Below are 15,257 nucleotides of genomic sequence, written 5' to 3' on the forward strand. Positions count from 1 at the left end.
TAACAATTGGTTCATAACAACGAAAGCCTACGTAAAAAGCAGGCTTTCTTGTTTCTATACCAATCACAGTAAATAAATGACCCGTTGTTTACTAGGATTGGTATGACTACACCGCTTGAGCCGTAAGTTGCTTCAACAATCGATCCATCGCTCGGTAACCAAGCGCTTCCGATAAATGCTTCTTTTCAATCTGTTCGTTACCGTCTAGGTCTGCAATGGTTCGCGCTACCTTAATAATGCGATGATAAGCACGAATTGATAAACCTAATCGATGCAGAGCCGTTTCCAGAAATTCTGCATCCTCACGCCTCAATGGGCAGTACTTTTCAATTTCTCGGCTACCTAACAGTGCGTTCGACTTATGGTTTCGAGATAACATCAACTGACGCGCTTGTTTAACTCGTTGCTTCACGACTTGAGTGGTTTCACCACGGTCACCTCCTTCGGCTAACATCCCTTTGGGCAATAGAGGGATCTCTAACGACATATCAAATCGATCCAATAACGGCCCTGATAGTCGATTGAGGTAACGCAGGATAATTTGCGGGTTCGCTCGAGCTTGATTGCCCTCATAATAACCTGTTGGGCTTGGGTTAAGTGCACCAACTAATTGAAAGCGAGCAGGGAAACGTGTCTTGCCTGCCACGCGTGAAATAATGATCTCACCTGACTCTAGTGGCTCTCGTAGTGAATCAAGTACCTTACGCTCAAACTCTGGCATCTCATCAAGAAACAATAAGCCATTATGTGCTAAAGAGATCTCACCGGGGCGAGGTATCGAGCCACCACCGACCAATGCTGCCATCGAACTCGAATGGTGTGGAGAACGGAAAGGTCGTTGTTTCCAGTTGTATTGATTGATTTCTTGTTGTGTTAAAGAAGCCACCGAAGCGGTTTCCATCGCCTCGTCGTCACTCATCTCAGGTAACAAATCGCGCAATCGAGACGCCAACATGGTTTTTCCAGTTCCGGGCGGGCCGAGAAAAAGAAGGTTATGGTTGCCCGCTGCGGCGATCTCCAGTGCTCGCTTACCTTGTTGCTGGCCAATAATATCTTGTAGGTCACGATTATCAGACACATCGACATGATGATGCTCGGTTCGATATAAACCAAGCTGAGCCTGGCCACACATATCAGCGCAAACCTCCAACAAGGTTTGTGCAGATTTATGCGCTCCCTTGCCAACTAAGGCCGCCTGATCACCGTTATGGTGCGGAACCACCAAGCATCGCTCAACACTATCCGCCGCTAATGTTGCTGGTAGCACTCCTTTGACTGAACGCAGCTCTCCCGATAACGCCAACTCACCGATAAATTCATGTTGAACTATTTTTGATGTAGGAAGCTGATCTGACGCCACCAAAATCCCAAGCGCAATTGGCAGATCGAAACGTCCTCCCTCTTTGGGTAAATCTGCAGGTGCAAGGTTGACCGTGATTCTTTTCGATGGAAATTCAAAGCGAGAATTGATGATGGCACTCCTGACTCGATCTTTAGATTCCTTAACCGTCGTTTCAGGTAAACCCACCAGCGTAAAACCGGGCATTCCGTTGCTAATATGCACTTCCACAGTCACTTCTGGTGCCTCTACACCCACACTAGCTCGGCTATGAATTATTGCGAGTCCCATAACTTTCCTTTGTCTTTGATTTAAAAGTATTCACTCTGGATATTCATTGCTCACCAAAGCGATAAGGTTGTTATATAGCGTGGTGGAATGGTGTTTTAATGTGAAAAAAGAATGACATTTTCCTTGTCATGCAGCAGATTTGTGTGATAACACTAGAGATGTAGACATTTACTTAAGACAATAAACGAGAAAACTCGAACTTTATGACATTTAACGCTCGCATTTACGCACTGATTAACCTGATTATCGTAGTCATTATTGAGACTGCGCGGGGGCGAGTGGGAAAAAAGTAACCACGAATTAGAAAAAACCCCCGCACTGAAAAGTCCGGGGGTTTTTTCTAATTTAGACATTCGATTTTATATTTTGAAACATTTTCGGCTTTGCCGATTTACAGGAAGAATGGGAGCACAAGATGTGCAGAGACAATGGAAACAATTACCAAAACAAAGGTAATACGGAGGAATTACGATGAAAGGCGCAGAACTGGTCGTATCCGCACTCAAGCAACAAGGCATTGAGACCGTATTTGGTTACCCTGGCGGTGCCATCATGCCAATCTACGATGCACTCTATGACGGCGGGGTTGAACATATCCTATGTCGTCATGAGCAAGGCGCTGCAATGGCCGCTATCGGTATGGCTCGAGCAACGCAAGACGTCGCTGTTTGTATGGCAACCTCAGGCCCGGGGGCAACTAACCTAGTCACAGGTCTTGCTGATGCTTTTATGGATTCCATCCCACTCGTAGCTATCACTGGTCAAGTTGCTAGTTCCCACATTGGTACCGATGCATTCCAAGAAATGGATGTGATTGGTATGTCTCTGTCATGTACTAAACACAGCTACCTTGTTACCGATATTGAAGATCTTGCGCCGACATTGGCTGAAGCATTTATCGTTGCAAAAGCAGGACGTCCCGGTCCGGTTATTGTCGATATAGCTAAAGACGTTCAATTAGCAGAGTCCCCTGTGAAAGTTCTTCCTGAATTTACACCACCAGCCATTCCCGTAGTGACAACGGATGCCATTGAGCAAGCTCAGTACTTCTTGTCTCAAGCGACTCGTCCTGTTTTATACGTAGGTGGTGGCGTTCAACTGGCGAAAGCAACCGATGCAGTTCGTGAGTTTTTACGTCTAAATCCAATGCCTGCAGTAAGCACACTAAAAGGCTTAGGCACCATTGAACGTGACGACCCACACTACCTGGGTATGCTGGGTATGCACGGCACCAAAGCCGCTAACCTAGTGGTTCAAGAAAGTGACCTGTTAATTGTTGTTGGCGCTCGTTTTGATGACCGAGTTACTGGTAAGCTCGACACCTTTGCACCGCACGCTAAAGTTATCCATATTGATATCGATGCTGCTGAGTTCAGCAAACTACGTCTTGCCGATGCACCAATTCGTGGTGACATCAACAAGATCATGCCTCAACTGGAGCTAAGCCAAGACATCTCTTCTTGGGTTCATCACTCCGAAGGCCTTCGTAGCTCATTCAAATGGCGTTACGACCACCCTGGCGACCTTATCTTCGCACCTCTGTTGTTGAAACAACTGTCAGACATGATGCCTGCGAGTTCTATGGTTTCGACCGATGTTGGCCAACATCAGATGTGGGCAGCTCAACACATTCAGCCACGCGATCCACAAAACTTCATCACTTCAGCGGGCTTAGGCACTATGGGCTTTGGCCTACCTGCAGCCATGGGTGCATCGGTTGGTCGTCCTAATGACCAATCTATACTTATCTCAGGTGACGGCTCGTTCATGATGAACATTCAAGAGCTTGGTACGCTGAAGCGTCGCCAAATCCCAGTAAAAATGGTGCTGCTTAACAACTCGCGCTTAGGCATGGTTCGCCAATGGCAATCGCTGTTCTTTGATGGCCGACACAGTGAAACCATCTTGGATGACAACCCGGATTTCGTCATGCTAGCGAAAGCATTTGATATCCCGGGCAAAACCATCACGCGTAAAGAAGAAGTAGAACCAGCACTGAAAGAGATGCTAGAGAGCAAAACCGCTTACCTACTTCATGTTCTTATCGATGAAGAAGAGAACGTATGGCCACTAGTACCGCCAGGTGCTTCAAACAGTGAGATGTTGGAGAACACATAACATGAAAAGATACCTATTAGACATCAAAGCCGATGATAAGCCTGTACTACTAGAGCGTGTTCTTCGTGTTATCCGCCACCGTGGCTTTATTGTTAAGCAAGTAGCTGGCACTCAAAACCACGAAAGCAAAGTGGCGAGTGTTGAGATCATTGTCGACAGTGAGCGTCCGATCTCTTTCTTGGTAAACCAAATCGAAAAACTGTGGGATGTGCGTACCGTTGACGTTATCTCGATCAGCCGTAATGAATTGCCAAACAACAACTTACAACAAAAGATAAACGCATAAGGAACCGCTAACATGACAGCTAAAACAGCAGACTATATTTGGTTTAATGGTGAGATGGTTCCTTGGGCAGAGGCGAACGTTCACGTCCTGACTCACGCAATGCACTACGGTACTTCTGTGTTTGAAGGTGTTCGTTGCTACAACACACCAAAGGGTCCGGTTATCTTCCGTCACCCAGAGCATGCTAAGCGCCTAAAAGACTCAGCAAAAATCTACCGCTTCCCTATTCCTTACACTGAGGAAGAAATTATGGATGCGACTCGCGAAACGCTACGCCAAAATAAGCTAGAGTCAGCGTACATCCGCCCTCTCGGCTTTGTCGGTAACGTTGGCTTAGGTGTTTGCCCGCCTGAAAACACAGAGATGGATCTGATCATCGCTGCTTTCCCTTGGGGTTCTTACCTAGGCGAAGAAGCGCTAGAAAACGGCGTTGATGCGATGATTTCTAGCTGGAACCGTGCCGCTCCAAACACTATCCCAACCGCAGCAAAAGCCGGTGGTAACTACCTATCTTCACTACTGGTTGGTGGTGAAGCTCGCCGTCATGGTTACGATGAAGGCATCGCACTGAGTGTTGATGGTTACCTTTCAGAGGGTGCAGGTGAGAACATCTTTGTGGTACGTAACGGCGTACTATCAACGCCACCAGCGACCAGCGCAATTCTGCCGGGTATCACTCGTGATTCGATCATGACACTAGCAAAAGACATGGGTTATGAGATCCGTGAGGAGAACATTGCTCGTGAAGCACTATACCTTGCCGATGAAGTATTCATGACAGGCACAGCTGCCGAAATCGTTCCGGTTCGCAGCGTAGACAAAATTACAGTAGGTGAAGGCAAACGCGGTCCTATCACTGAAAAAGTTCAAGCGGCTTACTTTGGTTTATTCAATGGCACGACTGAAGATAAGTGGGGCTGGTTAGATTATGTTTACCCAGCAGACCAAACTTCAGCAAACCAAACGCAAACAACTAAGTAAGCAACAGCCAAATATTTTATAAGGATTTAAGCAATGCCAATCTATCGTTCAGCAACGACTACCCACGGACGCAACATGGCTGGTGCGCGCGCTTTATGGCGTGCAACTGGCGTTAAAGATGATGACTTCGGTAAGCCGATCATCGCGGTTGTAAACTCGTTCACTCAATTTGTACCAGGCCACGTTCACCTTAAAGACATGGGTCAACTGGTTGCGGGTGAAATCGAGAAAGCCGGCGGTATCGCTAAAGAATTCAACACCATCGCAGTCGATGATGGTATCGCAATGGGCCACGGCGGTATGCTGTACTCACTGCCATCACGTGAGCTTATCGCAGACTCGGTAGAGTACATGGTCAATGCACACTGTGCAGATGCGATGGTGTGTATCTCTAACTGTGACAAAATCACTCCGGGAATGATGATGGCAGCAATGCGCCTTAACATCCCAGTGATCTTTGTATCAGGCGGTCCAATGGAAGCAGGTAAAACCAAGCTTTCAGATCAAATCATCAAGCTCGACCTTGTTGATGCGATGATTCAAGGCGCCGATCCAACGATTTCAGACGAGCAAAGTGAGCAAGTAGAACGTTCTGCATGTCCAACCTGTGGTTCATGTTCAGGTATGTTCACAGCAAACTCAATGAACTGTCTAACAGAAGCACTTGGCCTATCTCAGCCGGGTAACGGTTCAATGCTGGCGACGCACGCAGACCGCGAAGAACTGTTCATCAATGCCGGTAAGCGCATCGTTGATCTAACCAAGCGTTACTACGAGCAAGACGACGAGTCAGCACTGCCACGCAACATCGCAAACCGCGCTGCTTTCGATAATGCGATGGCGCTTGATATCGCAATGGGTGGTTCTAGTAACACCGTTCTTCACCTTTTAGCAGCCGCTCAAGAAGGCGACATTGATTTCGATATGGATGATATCGATGCGATGTCTCGCCGTGTACCACACCTATGTAAAGTGGCACCTTCAACACCGAAGTACCACATGGAAGACGTTCACCGTGCTGGTGGCGTAATGGCTATCCTTGGTGAACTTGACCGTGCAGGTCTATTGAACAACCAAACTCGCACTGTGCTTGGTCTAAGCATGCAAGAGCAACTTGCTCAGTACGACATCATGCAGACAGAAGACGAAGCCGTGCTTAAGTTCTTCCGTGCTGGCCCTGCGGGCATCCGTACAACTAAAGCTTTCTCACAAGATTGCCGTTGGGATCGCCTTGATGACGATCGCAAAGAAGGTTGTATTCGCACTAAAGAAAACGCATTCAGCCAAGAAGGCGGCCTAGCGGTACTTTCAGGTAACATCGCGGTTGATGGTTGTATCGTTAAGACCGCGGGTGTTGATGAAGAAAACCTTAAATTCCAAGGCCCTGCTATCGTATTCGAAAGCCAAGATACGGCAGTAGACGGCATCTTAGCGGGTAAAGTAAAAGCCGGCGAAGTGGTTGTTATTCGTTACGAAGGTCCTAAAGGTGGTCCGGGTATGCAAGAGATGCTCTACCCAACGACTTACCTAAAATCTATGGGGCTAGGAAAGTCGTGTGCGCTTCTAACTGACGGACGTTTCTCTGGTGGTACATCAGGCCTGTCTATCGGTCACGCATCTCCAGAAGCTGCAAGTGGCGGTGTGATAGGTCTAGTAAACACTGGCGATATCATCACTATCGACATCCCTAGCCGCTCAATCACACTTGATGTGCCAGAAGCAGAGCTTGAAGCACGTCGCGTTAAACAAGATGCACTAGGCTGGAAACCAGAAAACCGTCAGCGTGAAGTGTCTTTCGCACTGAAAGCTTATGCAAGCATGGCGACCAGTGCCGACAAAGGCGCTGTACGTGATAAGTCTAAACTTGAGGGCTAACTATGAGTGATGACACCTCCAGCCCCCAAAAACAAACTGGCGCAGATTATCTGCGTCAGATCCTGAGAGCGCCGGTTTACGAAGCGGCAATCGTGACACCTCTGCAGGATATGCCACGTTTAAGCGCGCGCATTGGTAATCAGGTTCAGCTTAAACGAGAAGACCGTCAGCCGGTGCACTCGTTCAAGCTACGTGGTGCCTACAACATGGTATCAAGCCTTTCTGAACAACAGAAAGCCGCAGGTGTGATTGCTGCATCGGCAGGTAACCATGCTCAAGGTATGGCGCTGTCCGGTTCTAAGCTTGGTATTCAGACCACGATTGTGATGCCAAAAACGACGCCGGATATCAAGGTTGATGCGGTACGCGGATTTGGTGGTAACGTGGTTCTGCACGGCAGTAATTTCGATGAAGCAAAAGCGGAAGCGGAACGCCTATCGGCTGAACATGGCTTCACCTTTGTACCTCCTTTCGATCACCCACTGGTGATTGCAGGGCAAGGTACTATGGGCATGGAGATGCTGCAGCAAAACGGTCACATGGATTATATCTTTGTGCCGGTTGGTGGTGGTGGCTTAGCCGCTGGTGTTGCAGTGCTTATCAAACAACTGATGCCAGAGATTAAAGTGATTGCGGTAGAGCCTGAAGACTCAGCTTGCTTGAAAGCAGCACTGGATGCGGGTGAACCAGTGGTACTGGATCAGGTCAGCATGTTTGCTGATGGTGTTGCGGTTAAACGCATTGGTGAAGAAACCTTCCGTCTTTGCCAACAGTACATTGATGGTCATATTACAGTCTCTAGCGATGAAATCTGCTCTGCGGTAAAGGACATATTTGAAGACACCCGTGCAATTGCTGAGCCTTCAGGAGCGCTTGCTCTGGCAGGCCTTAAGAAGTTTGCAGAACAAAACCAACTGCAAAATAAGCAACTAGCAACGGTACTTTCTGGTGCGAACACCAACTTCCACGGTCTGCGTTATGTCTCTGAGCGTTGTGAATTGGGTGAGAAGCGAGAAGGTCTACTTGCGGTGACTATTCCAGAACGACAAGGTGCGTTCCTAGAGTTCTGTAACATTATTGGTGGTCGAGCGGTGACTGAGTTTAACTACCGCCACAACGACGAAAGCCTCGCGAATATCTTCGTTGGTGTACGTCTACAAGGTGGACAAGAAGAACTCGAACACATCATCAATGACCTACGTGAGGGCGGCTACCCAGTTGTCGACTTGTCTGATGACGAGATGGCAAAGCTGCACATTCGTTACATGATTGGCGGTAAACCATCGAAGCCATTGAAAGAACGTCTTTACAGCTTTGAGTTCCCTGAATACCCAGGGGCATTGATTAAATTCCTTGATACCTTAGGGACTCACTGGAATATCAGCTTGTTCAACTATCGTAACCATGGTGCTGATTACGGTCGCGTGCTGTGTGGTTTTGAGCTTGGTGATGACGATTTGGCTCAGTTCTCTACGCACTTAGAAGAACTCGGCTACCAATGCAAAGATGAAACCGATAACCCTTCCTACAAGTTCTTCTTGTCATAAGAGTTAACGACCGAATCAAAAAGAGCGAGTATTTACTCGCTCTTTTTATGGGCGAGACTAAAACCTAACCCGAATGATCTTCAACGGATCACATCATTAGATCGCTTTGCGATGATCCAACCAATCTTGGTGAAGCTGTTCACTCGATCCTAAATACTTAACCATCCACTCGATCAACTTATGGTTGTCGTCTTTACGCCACACTAAGCAGCAATGACTCTGCGGGCTTGGCTCGGGCAATATTTTTTCTACCAGCAAACCTTGCTCAATAATAGGTGCGGCGATATGCCTTGGCATGTAACCCACCCCAACACCATTTTTAAGACACTCTATCGCACTGTACCAGTTAGGTAACAATAGACGCCTTTGATTCGAAAAGTGCCCTGTGTGTCGCTTAGGTAGTACACTAGAGGTATCATCCAAACATATTGCTGGGTATTGACTGACAAAGGCTTCATTAAGGTTTTGCTCTCGCACACACGGGTGACTGGGTGACATCACAAATGCCCAATCTAACCGCCCCATATCCTTAACTTCAAAGTCACCACCAACCGGAATCGCCGAGGTTGCACCAATCACGACATCCGCCCTGCCCTGTGCAATGGCTTCCCAAGAGCCGTTAAACACTTCCATGTTAATCTGCAGCTCAGCGAACTCAAAGGTTTGATAAAACTCTTCAATCATAGGCTTCATCTTGTCGAGCTTAACCACGTTATCAAGCGTTAGGCGCAAGGTTTTCTTCCAACCACGCGCTGCTCGGCGAGTCTGGGCACTGAGTTCTTCCATCTGTCTCAGCAGTTGACGAGCCTCTTCAATAAACAGCTCTCCTGCAGGTGTCAGCTCTACTTTTCTTGGTAAGCGTCTGAAAAGTAGAACATCAAGCTCTTGCTCTACCTGCCTAACCCCATAGCTGATCGCTGAGGGCACTTTGTGCAACTGTTCAGCAGCTGCGGTAAAACTACCCAAGCGCGCCACAGTGTCGAGCATTTCTAACGAGGATTTAGAGAACATAAGCCTTCAAATTTTTTGATTGATAACCACATATTTTAGCGTTTTATTTTATCAGGTCTGAAAAATAGAATGTCAGCACAAATAAACAGGGGCTTTCACTTCTGTATATCAAACAATTTTTTTGATGATAAAAACATCACTACCTTTAGCTTAATGGCATCTTATGAATATTTCTAAATTTCAATTAGTCTACCTTGCAGTTCTTTCAATGCTTGGCTTTATTGCGACTGATATGTACCTTCCTGCATTTAAGGCAATGGAAGTTGATTTCGCAACCGGCCCAGAGCAAATTGCTCTGTCTCTAACTGTATTCCTTGGTGGTATGGCACTAGGTCAGCTTCTTTGGGGTCTCGCAAGTGACAAGTATGGTCACCGCAACACGCTGGCAGTCGGTCTAGTAATATTCACCGCAGCTTCATTTGGCTTAGCATTCAGTACCGAAGTATGGCATCTACTGACACTGCGCTTCATTCAAGCGATCGGTGTATGTGCGCCTGCGGTAATTTGGCAAGCCATGGTTATCAAGCGTTACTCTCAGAGCAGTAGCCAGCAAATTTTTGCTACTATCATGCCTCTAGTAGCGCTATCTCCAGCATTAGCACCTCAACTGGGTGTGTTGCTAGCAGACAGCTTTGGCTGGCACAGTATCTTCATTACATTGACTTTGATGGGCGCACTACTAATTGCAACAACAATGGCTCAACCAAAAGAAGCGCCTGAAGTAAAGCAGACATCGATTAAGACAGACATCAAGATGTTGATAAAATCAAAGCCTTACATGGGTAATGTTTTAATGTTTGCTTCGGCATCTGCAGCGTTCTTCGCTTACCTAACGGGTATGCCAGAGATAATGGCTCAGCTAGGTTATGAAGCAAAAGACATCGGTTTGAGCTTTATCCCACAGACAATCGCGTTCATGGCGGGTGGTTATTTCGGTAAGCAAGCGGTGAAGAAATATGGCGATGGCGTTGTACTAAGAAATCTTATCGGTTTGTTCAGCGTTGCAGCTATGCTTATCTTCATTGCATCACAGTGGGAACTGACGTCAATCTGGCCTCTACTTGCGCCTTTCTGTTTAATTGCTGTAGCAAACGGTGCACTTTACCCAATCGTAGTAAACCGTGCTCTATCAAGTGCCAAGCAAAGCCCAGCAACAGCTGCTGGCCTACAAAACAGCCTGCAAATCAGTATCAGTGGCCTATCAAGTGCATTAGTCGCGGCAATGGCTAGCCAAGCACTAAGCGCAACGGGTATCGCGGTTGTGATTTGTTTGGGTGCATTGTGGGTTGGCTATATTGTTTCAAACAAAGAGCTTTCTGAACACTTCGCGACACCAGACAACTCTCGAGTGGTCGCTGACGAGAAACAAGACTAGTTTCTAGGTTAAAGAAAACAAAAAAGAGCGAGATTAATCGCTCTTTTTTTATATCTAGATATCTAAGAAAAACCAGTAGCAGTGCTATTAGCTCTATCGCAGTCATCTGATTTATAGTTGAGACTACTTTTTCTTAGTCGGACGCTGCCAGTTGGCAATCTTGCGCTCTTTCGCACGGCTGATAACTAGCTCATTTTCAGAAACATCGCGCGTTACTGTAGAGCCAGCACCAACGGTAGCACCATTACCAATCGTAACAGGCGCTATTAATTGGCTGTCAGAGCCAACAAATACGTCATCGCCAATGATGGTCTTAAACTTGTTCGCACCATCGTAGTTACAAGTGATAGCACCCGCACCCACATTTACACGTTGACCGATCTCAGCATCACCTAGGTAAGTAAGGTGATTCGCTTTAGAACCCTCACCAAGACGAGTGTTCTTCACTTCAACAAAGTTACCTACATGCGAATTGTTACGCATGTCAGCTCCAGGACGTAAGCGAGTGAATGGACCAACCGTACAGTCTTCACCAATTGTCGCACCTTCGATTACGCTGTATGGGCGAACGATAGTGTTGTCATCAATCTCACAGTCTTTAAGTACACAACCAGTGCCGATAACCACATTGTCGCCAATGCTTACACTGCCTTCAATGATAACGTTAGTATCAATCTCAACATCCATACCACACTGCAATTCTCCACGTAAGTCAAAGCGGCTTGGGTCGCGTAACATTACGCCTTGCTTCAATAGCTTGTCTGCTTGTTCAGCTTGGTAAGCGCGCTCTAGACGAGCCAGTTGTGAGCGGTCATTCACGCCTTCAACTTCAATTGGGCTTACTGGATGTACAGCCTCAACCGCACGCCCTTCATCGTGAGCCGCTGCAATAACGTCAGTCAGGTAGTATTCACCTTGTGCGTTATCGTTGCTTAAGCCAGACAACCAACGCTTCAGATCGCCACCAGTAGCCACCATAACGCCAGTATTAATCTCTTTGATAAGCTTCTGCTCATCGGTTGCATCTTTTTGCTCAACGATAGCGACAACCGGGCCATTGCGACGAATGATACGACCGTAGCCCATCGGGTTGTCTAACACGACCGTTAGTAGTGCGATACCACCGTTTGGTTGAGCGTCTAATAGGTTTTCAATGGTTTCAGGAGAGATCAGTGGAACATCACCGTATAGCACCAAAACTTTTTCATCATCAGCGAAATGTGCAGATGCTTGATCTACAGCGTGACCAGTACCTAGCTGCTCAGCTTGCAGTGCCCAATTTACAGATTCTTCAGCTAGAGTAGCCTTCATCTGATCACCACCGTGGCCGTAAACCAGGTTGATATTTTGAGCGCCTAAACCATTACATGTATCGATAACATGCTTCACCATTGGCTTACCCGCAAGCGTGTGCAGAACCTTTGGTGTGTTTGAATACATGCGAGTGCCTTTGCCCGCCGCGAGAATCACTGCGCTAAACTTCATTGTAAACCTATCCAACAGTATTTTTATTAAGCCGATATTGTAACCGTTTTTGGCCAAAAAATTAAATCACAATAACCATTTAACCAGTAGTGATGCTTAAAAGATGCATTTTTCAGAACCTAAAAATGCAAAAAGGCGACCCTTAGGTCGCCTTTATCTCAGAGTCTATAATCTTAAAAAGATTAACGACGCTGCTTTGTCAGTTCGATAACTCGTAACTGAGCAATGGCTTTAGCCAGTTCACCGGCCGCTTGTGCGAAGTCTATGTCGCCATGCTGATTTTGGATATTCTCCACAGCCTTGCGTTTAGCTTCTTCCGCCTTTGCTGCGTCTAGCTCTTCACCACGGATAGCTGTATCAGCCAGTACAGTCGCTGTACCAGGCTGAACTTCTACCATACCACCAGAAACATAAATAATTTCTTCGTGGCCGTGCTGCTTAACAATACGCACCATACCAGGCTTGATAGCGGTCAGCAGTGGAGTGTGACCATGGAAAATACCAAGCTCACCCTCACTACCGGTCACCTGAAACGTCTCAACAAGACCAGAGAAAATTTGTTTCTCGGCACTTACAACGTCTAGGTGAAAGGTTATTGCTGCCATATCGCCTCCTAGTTAGCCTTATAGCTTCTTAGCATTCTCGATAGCTTCGTCAATTGCACCACAGTACATGAACGCTTGCTCTGGAATGTCATCGTATTCACCAGATAGAAGACCTTGGAAGCCACGTAGAGTCTCTTTAAGAGGTACGTAAACGCCTGGGTCACCTGTAAATACTTCCGCTACGTGGTAAGGCTGAGTTAGGAACTTCTCAATCTTACGAGCACGAGATACAACTTGCTTATCTTCTTCAGATAGCTCGTCCATACCTAGGATAGCAATGATATCTTTCAGCTCTTTATAGCGCTGAAGAGTAGACTGAACGCCACGAGCGATGTCGTAGTGTTCTTGTCCAACTACCAATGGATCCAGTTGACGTGAAGTAGAATCTAGCGGGTCGATCGCTGGGTATAGACCCATAGATGCGATGTTACGGTTAAGTACAACCGTTGCATCCAAGTGAGCGAACGTTGTTGCTGGAGACGGGTCAGTCAAGTCATCCGCAGGTACGTATACCGCCTGTACAGACGTGATAGAACCAGCTTTAGTTGACGTGATACGCTCTTGTAGAACACCCATTTCTTCAGCTAGTGTAGGTTGGTAACCTACCGCAGAAGGCATACGACCTAGAAGTGCTGATACTTCAGTACCTGCTAGTGTGTAACGGTAGATGTTATCAACGAACAGTAGAACGTCACGACCTTCGTCACGGAAACGCTCTGCCATTGTTAGACCAGTCAGTGCAACACGTAGACGGTTACCTGGTGGCTCGTTCATCTGGCCGTAAACCATCGCTACTTTTGATTCTTCAGGTTTTTCGATGTTTACAACACCTGCTTCCTGCATCTCAAAGTAGAAATCGTTACCTTCACGAGTACGCTCACCTACACCTGCAAATACAGATAGGCCTGAGTGTTGAAGTGCGATGTTGTTGATAAGTTCCATCATGTTAACGGTCTTACCTACACCAGCACCACCGAATAGACCGATTTTACCACCCTTAGCGAATGGACAAATCAAGTCGATTACTTTAACACCAGTTTCTAGAAGAGCTGTCTCGTTAGACTGCTCTTCGTAGCTTGGAGCTTCACGGTGAATGGCGTAATGCTCTTCAGCACCAATTTCGCCACACTCATCAATCGCGTCACCTAGGACATTCATGATACGACCCAATGTCTTAGTACCTACTGGTACTGAGATTGGAGCGCCAGTATTTTCAACTGTCAAACCACGACGTAAACCATCAGAGCTACCCATTACGATTGCGCGAACTACGCCACCGCCAAGTTGTTGCTGAACTTCAAGAACTAGACGCTCTTTCACTTCATTAACATTCAGAGCATCGTATACACGAGGTACTTCGCCCTGTGGGAACTCTACGTCGACTACCGCACCGATGATCTGTACGATCTTACCTGTAGCCATCGTTAATCCTCTAACTATTTAGTTTTACCTAAGCTTAAACCGCAGCTGCGCCTGAAACGATCTCAGAAAGTTCTTGTGTAATCGCCGATTGACGGGCTTTGTTATACACAAGTTCTAAGTCATCAATAATGTCACCAGCATTATCTGTTGCTGATTTCATTGCAATCATTCGAGCCGCTTGCTCACAAGCAAGGTTCTCGACCACACCTTGGTACACTTGAGATTCGACATAGCGAACCAATAGTGCATCTAGTAGTGGTTTTGGCTCGGGCTCATAAATGTAGTCCCAAGAATGACTGCGTTTCATTTCTTCGCTGTCTGATTTAGGCAAAGGAAGTAATTGATCGATCGTTGGTTCTTGAACCATAGTGTTTTCAAACTTGTTGAACACTACGAACAGGCGATCTAGTTCGCCTTCATCATATTTCTTCAGCATAACGCTCACAGAGCCAATCAAGTCTTCAAGGCTTGGACGATCGCCCAGACCAGAAACTTGAGCTGCTACTTTCGCGCCGCTGTTGTTGAAAAATGCTGTTGCTTTAGAGCCTACAATTGCAAGCTCAACATCAGCACCTTTCTCAGACCAATCTTTCATGTCGTTCATGGCTTTCTTGAACAAGTTAATGTTCAAACCACCACAAAGACCACGGTCTGTAGAAACGATGATGTAACCAACACGTTTGGCTTCACGTTCCTCAAGATAAGGATGCTTATACTCGAGGCTACCATTAGCCAAATGACCGATCACTTTACGCATTGTTTCTGCATATGGACGAGTAGCTTCCATTGCGTCTTGAGAACGACGCATTTTTGAAGCTGCTACCATTTCCATTGCTTTCGTAATCTTCTGTGTGCTTTTAACACTACCGATTTTATTACGTATCTCTTTTGCGCCGGCCATCGTTACTCTCCGTTAATGGTA

General features: G+C 46.7%; 12 protein-coding genes. 6 read left to right on the plus strand and 6 right to left on the minus strand.

Annotated features, from left to right (window positions below; translation table 11 throughout):
• Positions 1-106: 106 nt before the first annotated feature.
• Positions 107-1,630, minus strand: a complete 1,524-nt coding sequence (locus tag AB6E08_RS06235) for a YifB family Mg chelatase-like AAA ATPase (RefSeq protein ID WP_135382206.1) — start codon at positions 1,628-1,630, stop codon at positions 107-109.
• Between the two features lie 471 nt (positions 1,631-2,101).
• Here AB6E08_RS06235 and ilvG point away from each other — a divergent pair, with 471 nt between their 5' ends.
• From ilvG to ilvA, 5 genes are read left to right on the plus strand one after another with little or no spacing between them, the layout of a single operon-like run.
• On the plus strand, positions 2,102-3,748 hold the full coding sequence (gene ilvG / locus AB6E08_RS06240) for an acetolactate synthase 2 catalytic subunit (protein WP_017103134.1): 1,647 nt from the start codon (positions 2,102-2,104) through the stop codon (positions 3,746-3,748).
• A gap of 1 nt (position 3,749) precedes the next feature.
• Entirely contained in the window at positions 3,750-4,034 is a 285-nt protein-coding gene (gene ilvM / locus AB6E08_RS06245) for an acetolactate synthase 2 small subunit (RefSeq protein ID WP_009848112.1), read from the plus strand.
• Between the two features lie 12 nt (positions 4,035-4,046).
• Entirely contained in the window at positions 4,047-5,015 is a 969-nt protein-coding gene (locus tag AB6E08_RS06250; protein ID WP_017103133.1) for a branched-chain amino acid transaminase, read from the plus strand.
• Between the two features lie 33 nt (positions 5,016-5,048).
• Positions 5,049-6,890, plus strand: coding sequence for a dihydroxy-acid dehydratase (ilvD, locus tag AB6E08_RS06255; protein WP_009848114.1), 1,842 nt, complete (start codon positions 5,049-5,051; stop codon positions 6,888-6,890).
• Positions 6,891-6,892: 2 nt separating this feature from the next.
• The gene (gene ilvA, locus AB6E08_RS06260; RefSeq protein WP_017099679.1) at positions 6,893-8,437 is read left to right on the plus strand and encodes a threonine ammonia-lyase, biosynthetic; all 1,545 of its coding nucleotides are present in this window, start codon (positions 6,893-6,895) and stop codon (positions 8,435-8,437) included.
• A gap of 96 nt (positions 8,438-8,533) precedes the next feature.
• On the opposite strand, the gene punR is transcribed toward ilvA, so the two are convergent.
• Complete coding sequence (gene punR / locus AB6E08_RS06265) at positions 8,534-9,448, minus strand: DNA-binding transcriptional activator PunR (protein WP_009848116.1); 915 nt, start codon at positions 9,446-9,448, stop codon at positions 8,534-8,536.
• Between the two features lie 163 nt (positions 9,449-9,611).
• Between punR and punC the strand changes: the two genes are divergently transcribed.
• Positions 9,612-10,823 (plus strand): purine nucleoside transporter PunC, encoded by a 1,212-nt coding sequence (punC, locus tag AB6E08_RS06270; RefSeq protein WP_017099678.1) that lies wholly within the window; start codon positions 9,612-9,614, stop codon positions 10,821-10,823.
• A 123-nt stretch (positions 10,824-10,946) separates the two neighbouring features.
• Here the strand turns inward: punC and glmU are convergent, their stop codons facing one another.
• From glmU to atpG, 4 genes are all read right to left on the minus strand, one after another.
• Positions 10,947-12,308 (minus strand): bifunctional UDP-N-acetylglucosamine diphosphorylase/glucosamine-1-phosphate N-acetyltransferase GlmU, encoded by a 1,362-nt coding sequence (gene glmU / locus AB6E08_RS06275; protein WP_029222948.1) that lies wholly within the window; start codon positions 12,306-12,308, stop codon positions 10,947-10,949.
• A 182-nt stretch (positions 12,309-12,490) separates the two neighbouring features.
• Positions 12,491-12,913 (minus strand): F0F1 ATP synthase subunit epsilon, encoded by a 423-nt coding sequence (locus tag AB6E08_RS06280; RefSeq protein ID WP_004735742.1) that lies wholly within the window; start codon positions 12,911-12,913, stop codon positions 12,491-12,493.
• An 18-nt stretch (positions 12,914-12,931) separates the two neighbouring features.
• Positions 12,932-14,335, minus strand: coding sequence for a F0F1 ATP synthase subunit beta (gene atpD / locus AB6E08_RS06285; protein WP_009848119.1), 1,404 nt, complete (start codon positions 14,333-14,335; stop codon positions 12,932-12,934).
• Positions 14,336-14,369: 34 nt separating this feature from the next.
• A complete protein-coding gene (gene atpG, locus AB6E08_RS06290; RefSeq protein WP_009848120.1) occupies positions 14,370-15,236 on the minus strand; it encodes a F0F1 ATP synthase subunit gamma in 867 nt (288 codons plus the stop codon).
• Positions 15,237-15,257: the final 21 nt, after the last annotated feature.

The sequence above is a fragment of the Vibrio sp. 10N.247.310.24 genome (genome assembly GCF_041467175.1).
GTDB classification, from domain to species: Bacteria; Pseudomonadota; Gammaproteobacteria; order Enterobacterales; family Vibrionaceae; genus Vibrio; species Vibrio tasmaniensis_A.

Excerpts from the sequence above, each read along its gene's own strand:
- AB6E08_RS06235 (WP_135382206.1), bottom strand. The coding sequence starts at position 1,630 with ATGGGACTCGCAATAATTCATAGCCGAGCTAGTGTGGGTGTAGAGGCA.
- ilvG (WP_017103134.1), top strand. The coding sequence starts at position 2,102 with ATGAAAGGCGCAGAACTGGTCGTATCCGCACTCAAGCAACAAGGCATT.
- ilvM (WP_009848112.1), top strand. The coding sequence starts at position 3,750 with ATGAAAAGATACCTATTAGACATCAAAGCCGATGATAAGCCTGTACTA.
- AB6E08_RS06250 (WP_017103133.1), top strand. The coding sequence starts at position 4,047 with ATGACAGCTAAAACAGCAGACTATATTTGGTTTAATGGTGAGATGGTT.
- ilvD (WP_009848114.1), top strand. The coding sequence starts at position 5,049 with ATGCCAATCTATCGTTCAGCAACGACTACCCACGGACGCAACATGGCT.
- ilvA (WP_017099679.1), top strand. The coding sequence starts at position 6,893 with ATGAGTGATGACACCTCCAGCCCCCAAAAACAAACTGGCGCAGATTAT.
- punR (WP_009848116.1), bottom strand. The coding sequence starts at position 9,448 with ATGTTCTCTAAATCCTCGTTAGAAATGCTCGACACTGTGGCGCGCTTG.
- punC (WP_017099678.1), top strand. The coding sequence starts at position 9,612 with ATGAATATTTCTAAATTTCAATTAGTCTACCTTGCAGTTCTTTCAATG.
- glmU (WP_029222948.1), bottom strand. The coding sequence starts at position 12,308 with ATGAAGTTTAGCGCAGTGATTCTCGCGGCGGGCAAAGGCACTCGCATG.
- AB6E08_RS06280 (WP_004735742.1), bottom strand. The coding sequence starts at position 12,913 with ATGGCAGCAATAACCTTTCACCTAGACGTTGTAAGTGCCGAGAAACAA.
- atpD (WP_009848119.1), bottom strand. The coding sequence starts at position 14,335 with ATGGCTACAGGTAAGATCGTACAGATCATCGGTGCGGTAGTCGACGTA.
- atpG (WP_009848120.1), bottom strand. The coding sequence starts at position 15,236 with ATGGCCGGCGCAAAAGAGATACGTAATAAAATCGGTAGTGTTAAAAGC.